Annotated in this window: 10 protein-coding genes; 4 read left to right on the forward strand and 6 right to left on the reverse strand. The window is 49.5% G+C overall.

The window, feature by feature from the left end:
• The first annotated feature begins 79 nt into the window (after positions 1-79).
• Positions 80-586: an SRPBCC family protein gene (locus ACJJI7_RS06825; RefSeq protein WP_282952039.1), complete on the forward strand. Its 507-nt coding sequence runs from the start codon at positions 80-82 to the stop codon at positions 584-586.
• A 222-nt stretch (positions 587-808) separates the two neighbouring features.
• On the opposite strand, the gene ACJJI7_RS06830 is transcribed toward ACJJI7_RS06825, so the two are convergent.
• Both ACJJI7_RS06830 and ACJJI7_RS06835 read right to left on the reverse strand, forming a co-directional pair.
• A complete protein-coding gene (locus tag ACJJI7_RS06830; protein ID WP_282952038.1) occupies positions 809-1,489 on the reverse strand; it encodes a phosphoadenosine phosphosulfate reductase domain-containing protein in 681 nt (226 codons plus the stop codon).
• Between the two features lie 140 nt (positions 1,490-1,629).
• Positions 1,630-2,073, reverse strand: a complete 444-nt coding sequence (locus ACJJI7_RS06835; protein WP_282952037.1) for a GNAT family N-acetyltransferase — start codon at positions 2,071-2,073, stop codon at positions 1,630-1,632.
• 230 nt (positions 2,074-2,303) lie between these two features.
• Here ACJJI7_RS06835 and ACJJI7_RS06840 point away from each other — a divergent pair, with 230 nt between their 5' ends.
• Complete coding sequence (locus ACJJI7_RS06840; RefSeq protein WP_282952036.1) at positions 2,304-4,472, forward strand: TonB-dependent receptor family protein; 2,169 nt, start codon at positions 2,304-2,306, stop codon at positions 4,470-4,472.
• 83 nt (positions 4,473-4,555) lie between these two features.
• Here ACJJI7_RS06840 and ACJJI7_RS06845 read toward each other — a convergent pair whose 3' ends face one another.
• On the reverse strand, positions 4,556-5,740 hold the full coding sequence (locus ACJJI7_RS06845) for a class I SAM-dependent rRNA methyltransferase (protein ID WP_282952035.1): 1,185 nt from the start codon (positions 5,738-5,740) through the stop codon (positions 4,556-4,558).
• Positions 5,741-6,136: 396 nt separating this feature from the next.
• Between ACJJI7_RS06845 and ACJJI7_RS06850 the strand changes: the two genes are divergently transcribed.
• Complete coding sequence (locus ACJJI7_RS06850) at positions 6,137-7,123, forward strand: GlxA family transcriptional regulator (protein ID WP_020413870.1); 987 nt, start codon at positions 6,137-6,139, stop codon at positions 7,121-7,123.
• Positions 7,124-7,595: 472 nt separating this feature from the next.
• Positions 7,596-8,927 (forward strand): serine hydrolase domain-containing protein, encoded by a 1,332-nt coding sequence (locus ACJJI7_RS06855; protein WP_444902425.1) that lies wholly within the window; start codon positions 7,596-7,598, stop codon positions 8,925-8,927.
• Positions 8,928-9,000: 73 nt separating this feature from the next.
• Here the strand turns inward: ACJJI7_RS06855 and ACJJI7_RS06860 are convergent, their stop codons facing one another.
• The 3 genes from ACJJI7_RS06860 to gmhB all read right to left on the reverse strand — a co-directional run bounded on the left by ACJJI7_RS06860 (position 9,001) and on the right by gmhB (position 16,938).
• Complete coding sequence (locus ACJJI7_RS06860) at positions 9,001-11,982, reverse strand: S8 family serine peptidase (protein WP_444902424.1); 2,982 nt, start codon at positions 11,980-11,982, stop codon at positions 9,001-9,003.
• 578 nt (positions 11,983-12,560) lie between these two features.
• Positions 12,561-15,542 carry a S8 family serine peptidase gene (locus ACJJI7_RS06865; protein WP_444902423.1) on the reverse strand — a complete coding sequence of 994 codons (2,982 nt, stop codon included), beginning with the start codon at positions 15,540-15,542 and terminating at the stop codon, positions 12,561-12,563.
• 847 nt (positions 15,543-16,389) lie between these two features.
• Entirely contained in the window at positions 16,390-16,938 is a 549-nt protein-coding gene (gene gmhB / locus ACJJI7_RS06870; RefSeq protein WP_020413866.1) for a D-glycero-beta-D-manno-heptose 1,7-bisphosphate 7-phosphatase, read from the reverse strand.
• Positions 16,939-16,946 lie beyond the last annotated feature (8 nt).

Consider the following 16,946-nt stretch of genomic DNA (forward strand, 5'->3'; position numbering starts at 1 on the left):
TGTATTCCGTTGCATATAGTGTCCAGTTAATCTGTCTTCCGTCAATAGCACTCCCGTAGAGAAACCCAGGAGATCAGAGATGAAAGAAGCCCAAGTAAACCGAGAAATCGCAATCGACCGCCCAATTGATGAGGTCTGGAAGGTCCTTGCCGTTGATTTTGACACAGCCTCTGAGTGGATGACTTTAATCCCTCACTCCTTCGCTAAGGAAGGAAAACCTGTTGAAAATGCGAGTGTAGAAGGCCGGGTTTGTGTGCTGACAAATAAGGGACCGTCGGGTCTTGTCGCAGATGAAACTATTACAAGGTTTGATGAGAAAAACTATGAACTGGATGTCTCGGTTGAAACAAAAAATACGCCACCGGGATTCCCCGTTAAAAAGAGTTTATCTAAATTTAAATTAAGCCCCTCTGTTGGTGGAGGCACAACAGTGAATTTCACTGCAAATATGGAGTTAAATGCTTTAGGAGGTGTGTTGAGCCCTGTGGTGAAGAAGATGACCGGCTCTCAATTTGAGCAAATGCTGAAGGACCTGAAAATTTACATGGAAAAAGGAGGTCATCTCGCCAAAGGGGCAGTCGCCTAGCCTATCGCATGATAAGTAATTTAAGGACTCTTCTGGATTTATGCAGAAGTAAATAGAAGAGTCTCCTTTTTGAAAAAAATACAGCGAGTCGAGACTCGCCTTTTGTAATAGATTTTTTTATTCGTTAAATACGCAAAAAGTATTTACTTTATTAATGGCTGGGATAGAAGGCCTTGTTAAAGAGATAGGCGAAGCACGCTAGTCCTCACCGAGTATTCCACTCTATTTTTCCAACAGCAATCCGCACTCCCGGTGCTCCTCACCTTTAGTTGGATCAAAGTAAATATCGTTATCGGGAAGGTCATTCTCGTAAACGTACTCTTCAACATCAATTTCTTTTAGGTGGAACATCGGCGCTACGCGAATGGTGCCGTGATTGCCTTGAGTAAACACATCCAGATTTTTGCGATGGGCATTTTGATCGTGGCGGATACCATTCAACCAGACATCGGGTTGTAACTCCTGCATTGCGCGATTAAAGGGTTCAAGCTTTACCGTGCGTGAGAAGAAGTCATGCTCGGGGGTATCCAACTGCGGGATACCACCATAGACCGCATTGTAGTGAGCTGCCGATATCTTGGGTGAATAGGTACGCAGATTCAGGTTCAGCGTCCTCACGACATTTTCGATATGCCGGTAGGTTTCTGGTGTGTTGTATCCATGATCTACCCAAATAACTGGGATATCAGGCTTGGTTTTGGTGACCAGGTGCAGAAAAGCGACCGCAAGTGGGCGGAAGTTTGTAAAAACTACCGGGTTTTGTGCCTTTTCCATGGTGAACCGCATGATCTCGCTGGGCTTGGCCCCAACAAAAGACTTGTTCAGTGATGCCAAATCGGCACCGTGGTGAAAGAAGCGGTCGGAAAAAGACTGCACGGTGTTGGTGGAAGCGTGGTGTCCCATAAGAAATCAGCGCATAGGATAGTTAGGGTAGAACGCATGCTACCCGCTTAATTTGTCGCGTAGAAACAATAAAAAGAAGTGAATCAATAAGCTTCAGTTATAAGTAAAAGCTTTTGACTAGGGCTCATGGCTATAAAGAGCTAATCCAGGGTGCGATCGAAGCGCATCTGGATCAGGTGCTGGCCGTATTCAGCAATATAACGCCGCCCGGTTTCCACAAACCCTTGTTTTTGTAGGAAATAACGTGTGCGGAGGTTTTCCCTCAATACCTCAGTTTGCAGTTGGAGCCTACCTTTACCCGCTGCGGAGAGCAGGCTGGCGCCAATGCCGCAGCCCGAAAATATTGGACTGACACAGAGATAGGCTATGCGGTCCCGGTCAAGAAGAGTAATGAATGCTTCGGCTACGGCATTGTGGCGTCCTGTAAATACGAGGCAGAGACTGGCCTGGCGGCAGTCACGACGAAACTGCGCGACGTGATCGAGCCAGAATTGGCGGGACAAAGAGGGGTGAGAGTTGGCTGTCGCATGGAGCCAGAGTTGCTCCAGCCTGTCCAGTTCTTTGAGTTCTGCCTTTCGAATCATGGGCACCCCCGAGGCGGATACATGGGCCCAATGCTAGTCGGGTCAAAGGTTAGATCCTAGAAAACAACCCCTTATTAGGATAGAAACTATAAAGACAGCCATTTTTTCCTCATGAAGGCATCAAAAGGCAAGAAATAGTTCTGTTATGCCATTGGGTTTATAATGGTAAAATACAATCATTCTTATTAATAACAATAATTACAAAGCTATAACGACTCAATGGAGGGTTCATGAAGAAATTTTTCCTATCGCCATTGGCTATCGCCCTGGCAGCTGTTACAGCTGCACCAACCTTGGCTGAACAGCGCCTGGAGACGGTTACCGTTATTGGCGATTCCGAGTCCATTTCGACGCTACCGGGTTCCGCGCACCTGGTTGATGCTGATGAGCTGGCCGAATTCGAGTATGTAGATATCAACCGCATGATGCGCTCTGTACCGGGTGTCTACATCCTCGAAGAGGATGGCTATGGTCTGCGTCCGAATATTGGTATTCGTGGCGCACAGGGTGGCCGCTCTGCCAAGATCTCACTGATGGAAGATGGCGTATTGGTAGCTCCGGCACCTTACTCGGCACCGGAGGCTTACTATTTCCCGAGTGCAGGCCGTATGGATGCCATTGAAGTGCTCAAAGGCCCCGCCGCATTGCAATACGGTCCATTTACTGTTGGTGGTGCGGTAAATATGTTGAGCACACCAATCCCAACTTCCAGCCAGGGCATGGTGCAGCTAGAAGCCGGTGAATACGGTGAGACCCGTCTGCACGCACACTATGGTACCAGCACAGAAAATACCGGCTGGCTGCTGGAGACCCAGCAACAGTATGCGGACGGCTTCCGCGAAATCGATCGCGGGGACAGCGCGGATATTGCTAAAGAAGATTACCTGCTGAAAGGCCGCCTGCAGTCCGATGCGGATGCGACCTTTCGCCAGCAGTTGGATATCAAGCTGCAGTACTCCGAAGAGGAGTCAGGCATGAGTTATCTAGGCCTGACGGATGCCGACTTTAACGATGATCCTAATCGTCGCTATGGCATCAGTGCCCTGGATGAAATGCAGAATCGCCACAGCACCGTCCAGCTGAACCACAGCATCGAGTTGAGTGACAACTTTACCTTGCATACCCAGGCTTATTACAACAAGTTTAAGCGCGACTGGTTTAAGGTCAGCGAGGGTGAATTGATAGATGCTGTTAATACCGGCGGCGCTGTTGACGGAGTTATAGATCCTCAAGCGGTGTTGGATGGCACTGAGGATTACACCTTTGGTATCAAGCATAACAACCGCGAGTACGAGGCCAAGGGTCTGCAAATCAGTGCCGATTGGCGCTTTAACACTGGTGCTATTGCCCACGAGCTGACATTCGGCCTGCGTCAACATCAGGATGAAGTCGACAGATATCAACCTGTAGAAATTTACAACCAAATTGATGGCCAACTGGTATTTGATAGTGTTGAGCTGCCTAGCGCCAGCAATAACCGTGTCGAAGAAGCTGAGGCTACCTCGTTCTTTATCTACGACGATATCAAGCTGAACGAAAAGCTGACTCTCACTGCTGTTCTTCGCTACGAGGATATAGAGACCGAGCAGCAGCGTTATAACGACGCCGATCGTACTGAGAAGGGCAGCTACCGTTCCAATCAGGTGGATGAGTGGCTGCCCGGTCTGGGGGTTGTTTACCAGGCCAATGAGCAGTGGAGCCTGCTGGCAGGAGTGCACCGTGGCTTTGCTCCTCCCGGTGCAGGCGCAGCCGATGGCCAGGGCCCGGAGTTATCCACAAACTATGAATGGGGTGCGCGCTTTGATAACGGTAGCGTAAGTGCCGAGTTAATTGCCTTCTACAGCGATTATGAAAATGCTGTGCAGAACTGTTCGGTAGCTGTGGAATGCCCCAATGGTGCCGACAGTGGTACCTACCAGCTGGGTGAGGCAGAGATCAAAGGGTTGGAAGCTACCTTCGGCAGTGAGTGGGTACTTGCAAACGGTTGGACGCTGCCAGTAAGAGCTACCTATACCTTCACCGATGCTGAAATTACTGAAGACAGTGACGATGGAGGTCTAGTTGCCGGGGATAATCTTGAATACCTGCCGGAAAATGTATTTGCTGTATCTGCTGGCCTGGATAGTGGCGCTGCCTGGCGTCTAAACCTAACCGCAGCCTATCAGGACGAGATGTGTGTTAATACTAGCTGTAATCAGGGGAATACTGACCGCTTCGATTACACAGAGTCTCTGTGGGTTGTGGATGCGGCTGCGCACTACGACTTTAGCGCCGACCTGACCGGTTACCTGAAAGTGGATAACCTGTTTGATGAGCAGGTGATTATCAGTCGCAGCCCCGATGGTGCTCGTGCTAACCGGCCGCGTACTGCCGCTTTGGGTATGAAGTACACCTTCTGATCCGAGCTTCGGCAAAATCACTGGATAAGGGAAACCCCGGCTAGAACCGGGGTTTTTTATTGGGAGGTGTGAGTAATAGCCTACTAGCGGTCCCCACCCAAGTGCGCAAAATGGGCTTTGAGATAGCTCGTTTCGGGGATTGCCGGGTGTACCGGATGGTCTGCGCCTTGGCCACCACTGGCGAGGATGCGTGCACGTCTCCCCAGCCGATGTGCGGCGCCACGGACACAGTCCAGTAACTCGTCTGATTGCAGGTGCATGGAACAGGAAGCACTTACTAACAGTCCATCTTCGCCAAGCAGCCGCATGGCCAACTCGTTGATATGGCGATAGGCTGAGAGCCCGGCCTTGTGATCCTTGCGTCTCTTTATGAAGGCTGGAGGGTCCAGCACGATGACATCAAACTTTTCCCCTGCAGCAACCATAGCTTTGAGCACGTCCAAGGCCTTGCCATGGACAGTGTTGAGCTTATCCACAAGTCCATTGTGATCTGCGTTGACCTGACACCAGTCCAAGGCCTGTTGTGAGGCATCCACACAAGTTGTGCTGGCAGCACCGCTGGCCAGGGCCTGAATCCCCCAACCGCCGGCGTAGGAAAAGAGATCCAATACCCGCTTTCCCTTAACCCAGCGGTTGAGCAACCTGCGATTCTCGCGGTGATCGTAGAACCAACCCGTTTTCTGTCCCGCATGTATGGGTGCAAGTAGGTGGACGCCATTCTCCTCAAAAGGAACCATCTCGGGAACCTCTCCGAAAACAACTTCTTTGACCGGTGGCATTCCTTCTACGGCGCGCCCCTGGTGATCGTTGCGTAGCAATATGCCTCTTGGTTGGACTAACTCAATTAACTTATCCACAACCTGCTGCTGGAAGTGTTCCATTCCCCAGTTGCTCACCTGAACAGCCAAGTAATCACCAAACCTATCCACAACCAGACCTGGCAGACCATCTGAATCCCCATACACCAACCGGTAACTCGGATGCTCAAAGTAGCGTTGGCGTAGGCTCAAAGAAGATAGTAAGCGCTCACTGATATCGGAATCATCGAAACTGGATTTTCTAGTAACGAGACGTCCACAAATGAGCTGACTTGGGTTTATAAAAGCCGTACCGAGAAGCTTCCCTTGACTGTCGAGAACCTGGCACAGACTGCCGGGTTCGATTCCCTTAAGTGGAGATCGCTTGGTGTCCACTTCATTGCTGTAGATCCACAGGTGGCCACGTTTCAAGCGGCGCTCAGCACCGCGATTCAATATTAATTCCAGCAAAGAGAATCTCCCTGGGGTTGAACAAAATTGGTGGCAATTTTGCTTGGCTAGCCCTTTAGGTCAAGTGATAGTCCGTATGGAGAAGTACCCTGCTAATTGTTAGTAAGGAAAAATTATCCACAAACGCTACGCGAGGACTTAAGAAATCATGGTGATGTGGATAATTTTCGGGAACATGGCAAGAAGAAACAGGGGGAGCTAAAAGGGCTTAAAAAATGAGTCTGTGACCACTTACATTGGGCGCTCCCCTGGCGTATGGTAATACGGGCGCCAGGCAGGCTAAGAGCCGTTTGGATATCTAATGCAGATAAATGATTGGTAAATTATCAATTAGACGGCAGAATTCCCCACCAATATGTCATTTTTGCCTAATTGGTATTGTGGAACACTCCTGCAATGAAATTCCCAAAGGACCATTCTCTAAAAGTCTCCATGGTTATCTATCCCGGAGCTTCGAGTCTCGATGTTACCGGCCCCCTGGAAGTCTTCTCTCTGGCCAATCATCAACTCCGTGCAGAGGGGCGCTATACCTCTGACTTCTACGATACCCAAATTTTGGCTGACAGTGCTGGGCCTATAGTCACGGCTTCTGGAGTAAAGCTCTATGCAGATTATGGCTTCAGGGAAGTCGAGGATATCCACACCCTGTTGCTCAGCGGTGGGCCACCGAAAAGTTATGATATTTTGGGCAGCAATGTCGAGTTTATTCAGTGGCTGATCGATCAGGAGACACAGGTGGAACGACTCGGCTCCATTTGTACCGGAGCCTTGATACTGGCCAAAGCAGGCTTGTTGAATGGTCATCGAGCTACTACCCACTGGGCAAATGTGGCAGCACTACAAGAGTATGCCGACATAGAAGTGGACCCCGATGCCATTTATATACGAGATGGTAATCTCTACACCTCTGCGGGGGTTACAGCAGGTATCGATCTTGCGTTGGCACTGGTCGAGGAGGACCACGGCCGTAGCCTGGCATTGTCGATTGCGAGAATGATGGTGCTCTACTTGAAACGCGATGGCGGGCAACAGCAGTACAGCACCCACCTGATGAATCAGCTGCAAAGTGATCGATTTGCCGGGTTGGTGGAATGGATTTACCAGAATTTAAAGGAGCCACTTACCGTAGAGAGGCTTGCACAGGAGTCCGCCATGAGTCCACGTAATTTTGCTCGATGTTTTTCTCGGGAATTGGGCGTAACTCCGGCACGCTTTATTGAGAGTATCCGGGTGGAGAAGGCCTGTCAGTTGCTCTCAGAGCAAAACTTGTCTCAGGAAAGGGTGGCTTGTCTGTGTGGCTTCCAATCCCAAGAGCAGTTGAGACGAACATTCCGCAGGCACAAGGGAATTCTTCCAAGTGAATTCCGCCGCCGCTTTCATTAAGAGCCAAATTTTACGGATTAAATATTTTAGCGATTGTGACAAAGTAAATTTTTATTATGAACCATATAATTTTTTTATAATAATTAAAAATACCTGTACTTTAATGCGCAATGATTAACTTATCCTGGATAAACATAAAAAATTTAAAAAATATAGAAAGTAAAAATAGATATATCCTAACCTAATAAAAAAGATATTTTTGTAAATCATACTGTTTTTACTTTATCAAGATGCTACTTAATCTACTCATTTTGGAACTATTGATGAATAGTACTTAGGATAGAGTATGTATGTGATTTTCAGATAAAAGATAGCAAAGGTAAAAAGCGGCTAGTGTCAGTTAAAAAGAGTGAAAGTTTACTAAATAGTACCAGCCCCCTGTCCCAAGGTATGTGGTCTTTGCAATGTCAGAATTGGTCGTAACTGAGTCTCTTGATATACGGGTGGCAATATAACATTGAGAGAACCGGGCTTGGAGAGTTTTACTACAACTGTTACAGCCCATCCTTATGAATTTGGGAATAAGCTGATGAGTCATAAAAAATTCCTGCTGGGCAGTCTCGCTATTCTGTTATGCGTTGGTTACCTACTATGGCCTGTTTATCAATTTTATGCATGGTCACTTGACTCCCTGCCACTAAGCCCTTTTGGCTGGCGAGCCTTACCTGATAAGGCACCGTCGACACAGGTACTTTATAACGATGAATATAAATCCGCCGCAGAATATTCCCTAACCGTAATCGAAAAACACCGCGAGAAAATTGGTGCTCCGGCTATTTCTGCGGCAGTTTCAGCCTGCGGCGAGGTGGTCTGGGCTGGTGCATCCGGATGGGTGGATTTAGCAAGGCAAATACCAGTCTCCACTGAGACTCGTTTTCGTATCGGCAGCACCTCCAAGGCTTTGACTGGAACGGCTCTCGCAAGGTTGGTACAGAATGGGAGAGTTGATCTTGATAAATCAATCGCAAATTATTTTGAAGTGATGCCGAACTCGGGATGGGCGGATATAACGCCGCGTCAGTTGGCCGCACATATGTCAGGTTTGCCACATTATAAGAATAATTCTGACTGGCTCGGTTTATATAAAACTCTAGCACTGCGTAGTCATTACGAAAGTATGTACCAAGCCTTGAGGGTTTTTGATGATAGTGAATTGCTTTACAAGCCAGGGACAGAGTTCTACTACAGTAGTTTCGGTACCGTTCTTTTGGGTGCAGTCTTGGCTGAAGCCGAGGGGCAAAATTATCTGGAAGTGATGAGTAGGGAGGTTTTTAGACCCGCCTCAATGAAAAATACAGAGGCATCACCGGCAAATGGAGATCCGACTCGTAATATTGCTCGCTTTTATAAAAGTAATGGTTTAAGTGGAGAGGAGCTTCGTCTACGCGAGTGGCGTCCGGTGGATTTAAGCCATCGATTGCCAGGAGGTGGTTTTATTTCTACGCCAAGTGATTTGGTTAAACTCGGCGCCCTCTATCTCGACGATCGCTACTTAAGCCCTGAAACCAGGGAAATATTTTGGACGCCACAAAAGCTTGCGAATGGAGATGTGAATGAGCAAAACTACGCTTTGGGTTGGCGTGTTCGAGAAATGGAAATTTCTGAGGTGGGTTTTTTGCGTGTTGTCAATCATGGCGGCGTCAGTCGAGGCAGCCAGAGTTGGTTAATGATAATACCGGAATACAAACTATCAATTGCGGTGAATATTAATCGCAAAACAAAAGTTTTCTGGGATTTCGGTAATGTTTCTATGGATATCGCTGCGGCATTTATTCGACAACAAGAAAAACTGGTTTGTAAATAAAAAAACTGGCCGAGGTTTTATGCCTCGGCCAGTTTCTAAAAAATGAATGCCCATTATTAATGAGGATTCATTTTTACTGGGTATTCACCATGATCTCGGTTTCGGCAAATACCTGTTCACCGTTACCGTGGCTGAGGATACCCAGGGCTCGGGTACCGGGGGCGAGACCTATCCACTCTAGCCTGATATCGTCATTGCTGTTCATTTGTGCCTGAGACGGAGCTGTGAGCTGGGTGTTGCCACTGTCACCACTCAGGTTGAAGTTAAACAGGGTAAATGGCGTGGGGCCCTCTGCAGAGGCGTAGTCCACTACGAATACCGCATACTGACCTGCGGCGGGATTGACCAAATCGACAGATTCAGCGGAAGTCGGTGAGCCGCTGGTGCCCACTTCTGGGAAGTCGGGGCCGGGGCCATAGACTTGCAGGTCCAGATCATCGCTGCCACTCCCATCACCTACGTCAGCATCAAACAGAGCTACGCGGGCAAGCTCGGTGCCTTCAGGAATATCGAAGAAAATCAGCTGGTTATCTCCATCTTCAACGCTGCCGGGGAAAGCTACACCTTCAGCCAGGCCCTGAATACCGACTTGATAGTCACCGCTATAACCGAATGCCACGCCCAGGTCTAAGGCACCATCAGTACCTTCAGCTGTGACCAGCTGGGATGTGGATAACGGCACCGGGCGTACGGCAATGGGGCTGCGTACGTCCTGGCGTATACCAACAGATTTCCAGGTAAGATCACCAAACGCCCACTCGTTCATAGCCGCTTCTTCGGTAACCGTGAAAGTAACCTGAAATTCGGCACTTTCTCCTTCGCCCAGGCGCAGGACTTTTGGATTAACGCTAACCTCTACACCCTCAGGAGTGTTTACTGAGGCCCAATACCACTTCTGGCCGCGACCAACACTGGTAACACGTCGCTTGATGGTCTGGGTACCGACCAGATCACCGATGCCGATAGATGGCAGGTTCAGGTCACTGGAATCCAGTGAGTAGCCCTGAGAGACAAGCTCAGTACAGGTAGTTTCTTCGATAACCTCCGGTTGGTTTTCCGCACCACATAGAAATGCCAGGTAGTCGTTGAAACCGGCATCGTAGACTAACCCAGGGCGGAAGGCGGCGGCAGGTACAATTGCACCGGCCCCAATATCAAATGGATCTGCAGCTTCGGGTCCGAAGGACTTCAGCAGGTCAGTTCGCGCTGTGCTCATCAGGGCAGACTTGGCCATTGCCGGGCTCCAGTCAGGGTGAGCCTGCTTCAGTAGAGCCATAATACCGGCAACATGGGGGCTGGCCATGGAGGTGCCACTCTTGGTACCAAACAGGCTGCCACCGCTCAATACTGGAGAGGTACCTGCGAGGATGCCAACGCCCGGCGCGGCCACATCCGGCTTGATAATATCCGGCGCGCCGACGTTGTGGCCCCGAGAGGAGAAGCTGGCGATGCGGTCTTCGCGAGATATTTTCAACTCTGGATCCAGAATGCCAGCGGCCCCGGTATTTTCGACCAGCATGGCGCCGTCGGCATAGCGAATCATCACTCCGGGAATTGTGGTATCGGGGGCTGACATTACGATTGGATCCATACGATCCACGGCGGTGCCGTCGTTGTATACGACAATTGCTACAGCGCCGGCATCGGCCGCATTATTGTACTTCTCTGTGAAGGAGCAGCCGCCACGTTTTACCAGGGCAATTTTCCCTGCCATCTCCCCGGGGTTAGTGAGTTGGGAACAGGCTTCCAGTGGAGCACCGGCAACCAGGGCAGCAGACAGCAGACCGGTGTCCTCCATAGTTACCGGGCCACCCCCTTCACGGGCATCGTAAGTGCCGGAGACAGCTTCTGGTGCGTTTACTTGCAGGGCTGTGCCAAAACTCTGGTCATCTTCTGCGGCTGCTACCGCAGTGATCCAGGGTACGCCAGAGGGAGTTCCCATGGTCTCCGGAGCAGGTCCGCTGTTGCCAGCAGAAGTGGCGACAAATACGCCAGCGTCAGCAGCGAACAGGAAAGCGATATCGTCCGCGCCAGTGAAAACGGTACTGGAGCCGCCCACCGAGTAATTGATCACGTCGACGCCATCGGCTACGGCCTCGTCAATGGCCGCCATGGAGTCAGCTGATGAGCAGCCACTGTCATCGGGGTCTGGCGCATCCCAGCAGACTTTGTACGCCGCAACCCGGGCACGCGGTGCCATGCCGGTAAGGGTCTCACCTTCCGGTGTCACTACGCCGTAGTTACCGGCGGCAGTGGTAGCAGTGTGAGTACCGTGTCCGTCTGCATCGCGCGCAGACAGGAACTCATAATCGGCTAGGGTATTATTTGTGAGGAAGGCATCGGAGAACGATTTGGCCTTAATCAGCTTGTTGTTACAGGTAAAGGCGACGTCTTCCGGATTGAATTCGGTATTGCCAAATTCACAACCCTCGCCGATAAAGGATGCAGGTACGGGACCATAGGCAATATTTCGGCCGCGATTCCCCTGACGTGGGGTCGGGATATCGGCGAGACTTGGGTGCTCAGGATGGATACCGGAATCAATGACACCTACTATCACATCCTCACCTGTGATACCCCACAGCCAGGGGCTGGGGATACGGGTCAGGCCGAGAAAGTCCGCGGTGGAATCCGTGTGCATCTTAAGCAGGCGGTCCTCCCAAACACCCTTCACATCTTTGTGGCTACGAAGCGCTTCAGCTTCCTTCTCGCTCATCACTGCTGCGAAGCCGTTAAAGGCGGCTTCGTACTCATGCACCCTACGCGCGTCTGGAATAGATGAGAGCACTCGCTCGCGGCGGCTTTTAAGGAAGTTGGCGTAATGACGATAACTGCTGCTGCGAGGGTCCAGCTTGCGACGCACCTCCGATTTGGTGGCAGATAGTCCTGGAATGGTTCCGCTATAGGAAGAAAGTGGCTCGCCGTCCAACTGGACGATAAACACTTTCCTTTGTTTTTCCAGGCTGGGTACGAGTGTGTGTTTGGGTGTTTCTGCAAAGCTACTGGCCGAGGCCAGTATCCCTGCCAGAAGCGTGAAAATTATTTTTCTTTTCATCGATGTGTCCCGTTTTTATTTTTAGTGGCAGGCGGGATTTAGCATGAAGTAGGGACTATCCGCAGGTATAAACAAAATATATCTTGTTATATGCGGTACTGCAAAGTATTGCCTCCAAGCAGTGTGCACTTTTGGTTTGATGGTATTCCCCCAAGCCAAGATGGACAGAACCGCCCAGCTATATGCTTTTAAAGGAATATGTCGCGTAACTCAATGAGTGAACACTGAATTTAATACTTCACTCAAATTTGAACACAAAAGGATGAGAAATAAATACAGTTAAGTCATTTATGCCTGTTGGACTCTTTAATATTTGAGCGAGCTAAACCTGCCTATGGTACCGGTTCTTTTTAAATTCAGTTTTTAAAAGAAGTTTAGAGAACTCAGATAAATTATAGAATGCTGCTGTATTCATCTGGCACGGGGGAATGGTGGATATCTTTGTATTATGAATATAACAGGTGTTTTTGTTTATCAGGTGGGGTAGATAGCTTCCGTGTCAATAAAAAACCGACCAAAGCACAAGGCTTTGACCGGTTCCTAAAAGCATAATTCTTACCGCTTCTCAGCGAAGCGAATTATTGAGTATTAACCATAACCTCGGTCTCAGCAAAAACCTGTTCTCCGTTACCGTAGCTAAGGATTCCCAGAGCGCGAGTACCAGATGCAAGACCCATCCACTCTAGTTTGACGTTATCATTGCTGCCCACTTGTGCCTGGGAGGGAGCTGTCAACTGAGTATTGCCGTTGTCGCCGCTTAGATTGAAGTTGAACAGGGTAAATGGCGTGGGGCCCGCGGCGGAGGAATAGTCCACCACATGCACTTCATATTGACCTGAGGTAGGATTCATCATATTGACAGACTCGTTAGAAGTCGAAGATGTGCTGTCGCCTACTTCTGGACCATTAGGGCCGGGACCGTAAACTGTTATATCAAGATCGTCGCTGCCGCTACCGTCACCAACATCCGTATCAAAGAGGGCTATACGTGCCATCTTGGTACCCTCTGGGATATCGAAATAAATCACTTGACTAGCTTGGTCTTCAATACTGCTGGCTACTGTCTCAGCCTCAGCCAAGCCGCTTATGCTGACTTGGAAGTTGCCGCTATAGCCAAACACCACTCCCAAGTCATGGACACCATCAGTACCCTGTACATTCACTAGTTCGGAAGTAGATAGGGGGACAGGTCGCACAGCGATTGGGCTGCGTACTTCCTGGCGGGCACCTACGGATTTCCAAGTTAAATCGCCGAAGACCCACTTGTTTATAGCGGCAGTGTCAGTGGCACTAAAAGTAACCTTGAATTCTGCGCTCTCTCCTTCCCTAAGGCGTAGGATTTTTGGGTGGACATCCACTTCAATACCTTCTGGTGCATTTACCGATGCCCAGTACCACCTCTTTCCTGGGGCCACGCTGGTCACTCGGCGTTTCACTGTCTGGGTCCCGACTAATTCACCTATGCCGATTGACGGCAGATTGAGGTCGCTGGAGTCCAGGGAGTAATCCATGGATACCAATTCCTCACAGGTTGCAGGCTCTAGAATCTGCTCCTGGAACTCGGCACCACATAGAAATGCCAAATAATCATTAAGCCCTGCATCGTAGACTAGACCGGGACGGAAAGCTGCGGAAGGTACGATCGCGCCAGCACCAAAATCAAATGGGTCTGCGGCTTCAGGACCGAAGGACTTCAGCAGGTCGGTGCGTGCAGTGGTCATCAGTGCGGACTTGGCCATTGCTGAGGACCACTCAGGGCGGGCTTGCTTAAGAAGAGCCATAATGCCGGCTACATGAGGGCTGGCCATGGAGGTACCGTTTAATGATTCAAATAGGCTACCACCACTCAATACCGGTGAGGTACCTGCGAGGATACCGACCCCCGGTGCTGCGACATCCGGTTTAATAATATCTGGTGCACCAACGTTATGGCCGCGGGAGGAGAATTCGGCAATTCGATCCTCGCGGGATACTTGTAGCTCCGGATCAAGAATTCCGCTAACACCAGCGGTAGCGGCAATAAGCTCACCGTCTTTGTAGCGGATCATGACACCTGGGATAGTGGTATCTGGAGCAGACATTGAGAGTGGATCCATACGCCCATCGTCAGCCCCATCGTTGTACACTACGATAGCCACAGCCCCCGCATCAGCGACATTGTTGTATTTACTTGTGAAAGAGCAGCTGCCGCGTTTTACCAGGGCAATTTTACCTTCCATTACTTCGGGGTTTTCCAGCGCGGTACAGGCTTCCAAGGGCTCGCTTACAACGATAGGTCCTGACAAAAGGCCACTATCCTCAAGGGAGACAGGTCCACCACCTTCCATCAGTTCATAGGTACCAGCAATAGCCTTGGGTGCATCGACTTGGAGCACAGTTGCGAAGCTTTGGTCATCCTCAGATGCTGCTACTGCAGTGATCCATGGAACGCCGGAGGGTGTACCCATAGTACGTGGGCCGGGGCCGTCATTGCCTGCGGAAGTGGCGACAAAGACGCCTGCATCGGCGGCAAATAGGAAGGACATATCACGACCACGAGTAAATACAGTGCTTTCTCCACCCACAGAGAAATTGATTACGTCGACTCCATCAGCGACAGCCTCGTCAATGGCCGCCATAGAATCAGATGAGTAACAGCCGCTTCTGTCTGGATCTGATGCGTCCCAGCAAACTTTATATGCAGCAATTCGTGCTCTGGGAGCCATACCGGTGAGGGTTTGGCCATCTGGAGTTGCTACCCCATAGTTACCGCCGGCGGTGGTGGCAGTATGAGTGCCGTGCCCATCAGCATCTCGGGCGGACATAAACTCATAGTCTGCCAGAGTGTTGTTGGTAAGGAAGGAGGTGTTGAAGGCTTTGGCCTTGATCAATTTATTATTACAGGTAAAGGCAGCATCGCCCGGGTTGAATTCGGTATTACCAAAGTCACAGCCTTCGCCGGTGAAGGATTCTGGAATTGGCCCGTAGGGAATATCAACTCCTCGATTGCCCCGACGTGGCGTTGGTGTATCGGCAAGACTTGGATGCTCGGGGTGAATCCCTGAGTCAATTACACCAATAACAATATCTTCACCAGTGATGCCCCAGAGCCAGGGACTGGGTATTTGGGTCAATCCGAGAAAGTCCGCAGTGGAATCTGTGTGCATCTTGAGCAACTCATCTTCCCAAACACCCTTTACATCTTTATGAGCGCGCAGAGCCTCAGCTTCTTTCTCACTCATTACTGCGGCAAATCCATTAAAGGCTGCTTCATACTCATGTACTTTGCGGGCCCTGGGAACTGCGGAGAGTACCCGTTGGCGACGTGTTTTCAAGAAATTGGCGTAGTGGCGGTAACTGCTACTACGCGGATCCAGTTTGCGCTTTAGGGCCGGCTTAGTAGCAGAGAGGCCTGGAATAGTGCCACGGTATGCAGATAGAGGCTCTCCATCCAGCTGAACAATAAAAACTTTTTTTCGTTTTTCCAGATTGGGAGAGGGTGTATCGCTAGGGGCATCAGCGAAGCTGCCAGCTGAGGCCAACATTCCCGCAAGAAGCGAAGAAATAATTTTTCTTTTCATTGTAATTACCGTTTTATTTTTCTATCAGGAAGGATCTTTTTTTGAATAAAAAATTTTCTTCAGCTGCTTAATTTAAAAAATATTTTTTTAAATTGAGGTGGTGGAAGTTGCTCTTTCAAACTACGTCCATTTCTGATCTGCTGAATATTTAAAAAACCAGAAGAGAAATACCCGTCCTGCTATCAGCTTTTAAAGGAAAATGGCGTGTAATTCAATGCGGAGGTTCTGAATTTAGTACTCCAACTATATTTAAATGCGAAGTGGTGTGATAGAAAGACAGTAAAGGTATTAAGGTCCAGTAAATAACTCTAATTTTTATAATAAATAATTAGCAACAATGTTGTATTTAAAATTCACTCCTAAAAATAGGAAGCAACATTAAATTTACTAACACGGCAGCTGTTATCTCACAGGAAATTGCTACACGCTTTGCATGCCATGTGAACTGGTTGCTAAAAGTATAATTCTGATCCCTTCTCAGCGAAGAGAATTATTTTCTTTTGTGTATCTGCCATAACCTCGGCCTAAAAAAACCTGTTCGCTGTCGCCAAGATGCTCAGAGTACGGGTGTAGGGGGCGGGGTCCTTGCAGTCAAGGTTACTGTGCCCAGATTGTTAATTTGAGCCCGAGAGAGAGGGGGCGGTAGGTTGGGTATTACCCTCTTTACCGGTGAGGTCCAAAGTAAATAGTTTGGAGCCTTATACTAAGCGAAATCTTCGACAAATACGGTATATTGGCTCGTTGTAGGACTGTGATGGGGTTAGCACCCAGCTTACGAAAAACTAGTGTTTACAAAAGCGGCTGGGGAAAGCTTATAGTTAGGCAAAGCTCATAGATAGCGACACATTTAAACCAGCACAAATTGACTGAACTGTTTTAGGTCCCTGAAAACTTTAGTATCAGCCAGTCTAGGGTCCGGCTTTTCCACCAACTGTTGAAGAGTGAGTATACCTTCGCCGGATTGTACCAGTACTGGTTGGCAGCCTTTTTCCAGCGCCAACTGTAAATCCGCCAGCTTGTCGCCAATCAGATAGCAACCGTGCAGGCTGGTATCGAATTCCGCTTCGATTGCATCAAGCAGGCCCGTCAGGGGTTTGCGGCAACGACAGTTATCTTCAGGGCTGTGGGGACAGTAGAAAATCGCGGCGATCTCACCGCTGGCATCCTCTACCAGAGTACGCATTTTGGAATGCATCGCCTCTAGATCATCCAGATCAAATTGGCCCAGTGCCAAGCCGCTTTGATTAGTGGCAACTACCAGTTGATGGCCGGCCTGACTGAGCGCTGCCAGCGCCTCAATACTGCCGGGCAAGGGTTGCCATTCGTCGGCGGATTTGACGAATTTATCTGGATTTTCGTTGATCACCCCGTCGCGGCCGAGAATGATAATTGCCATATTCGTAT

It is taken from the genome of Microbulbifer variabilis, assembly GCF_056232115.1.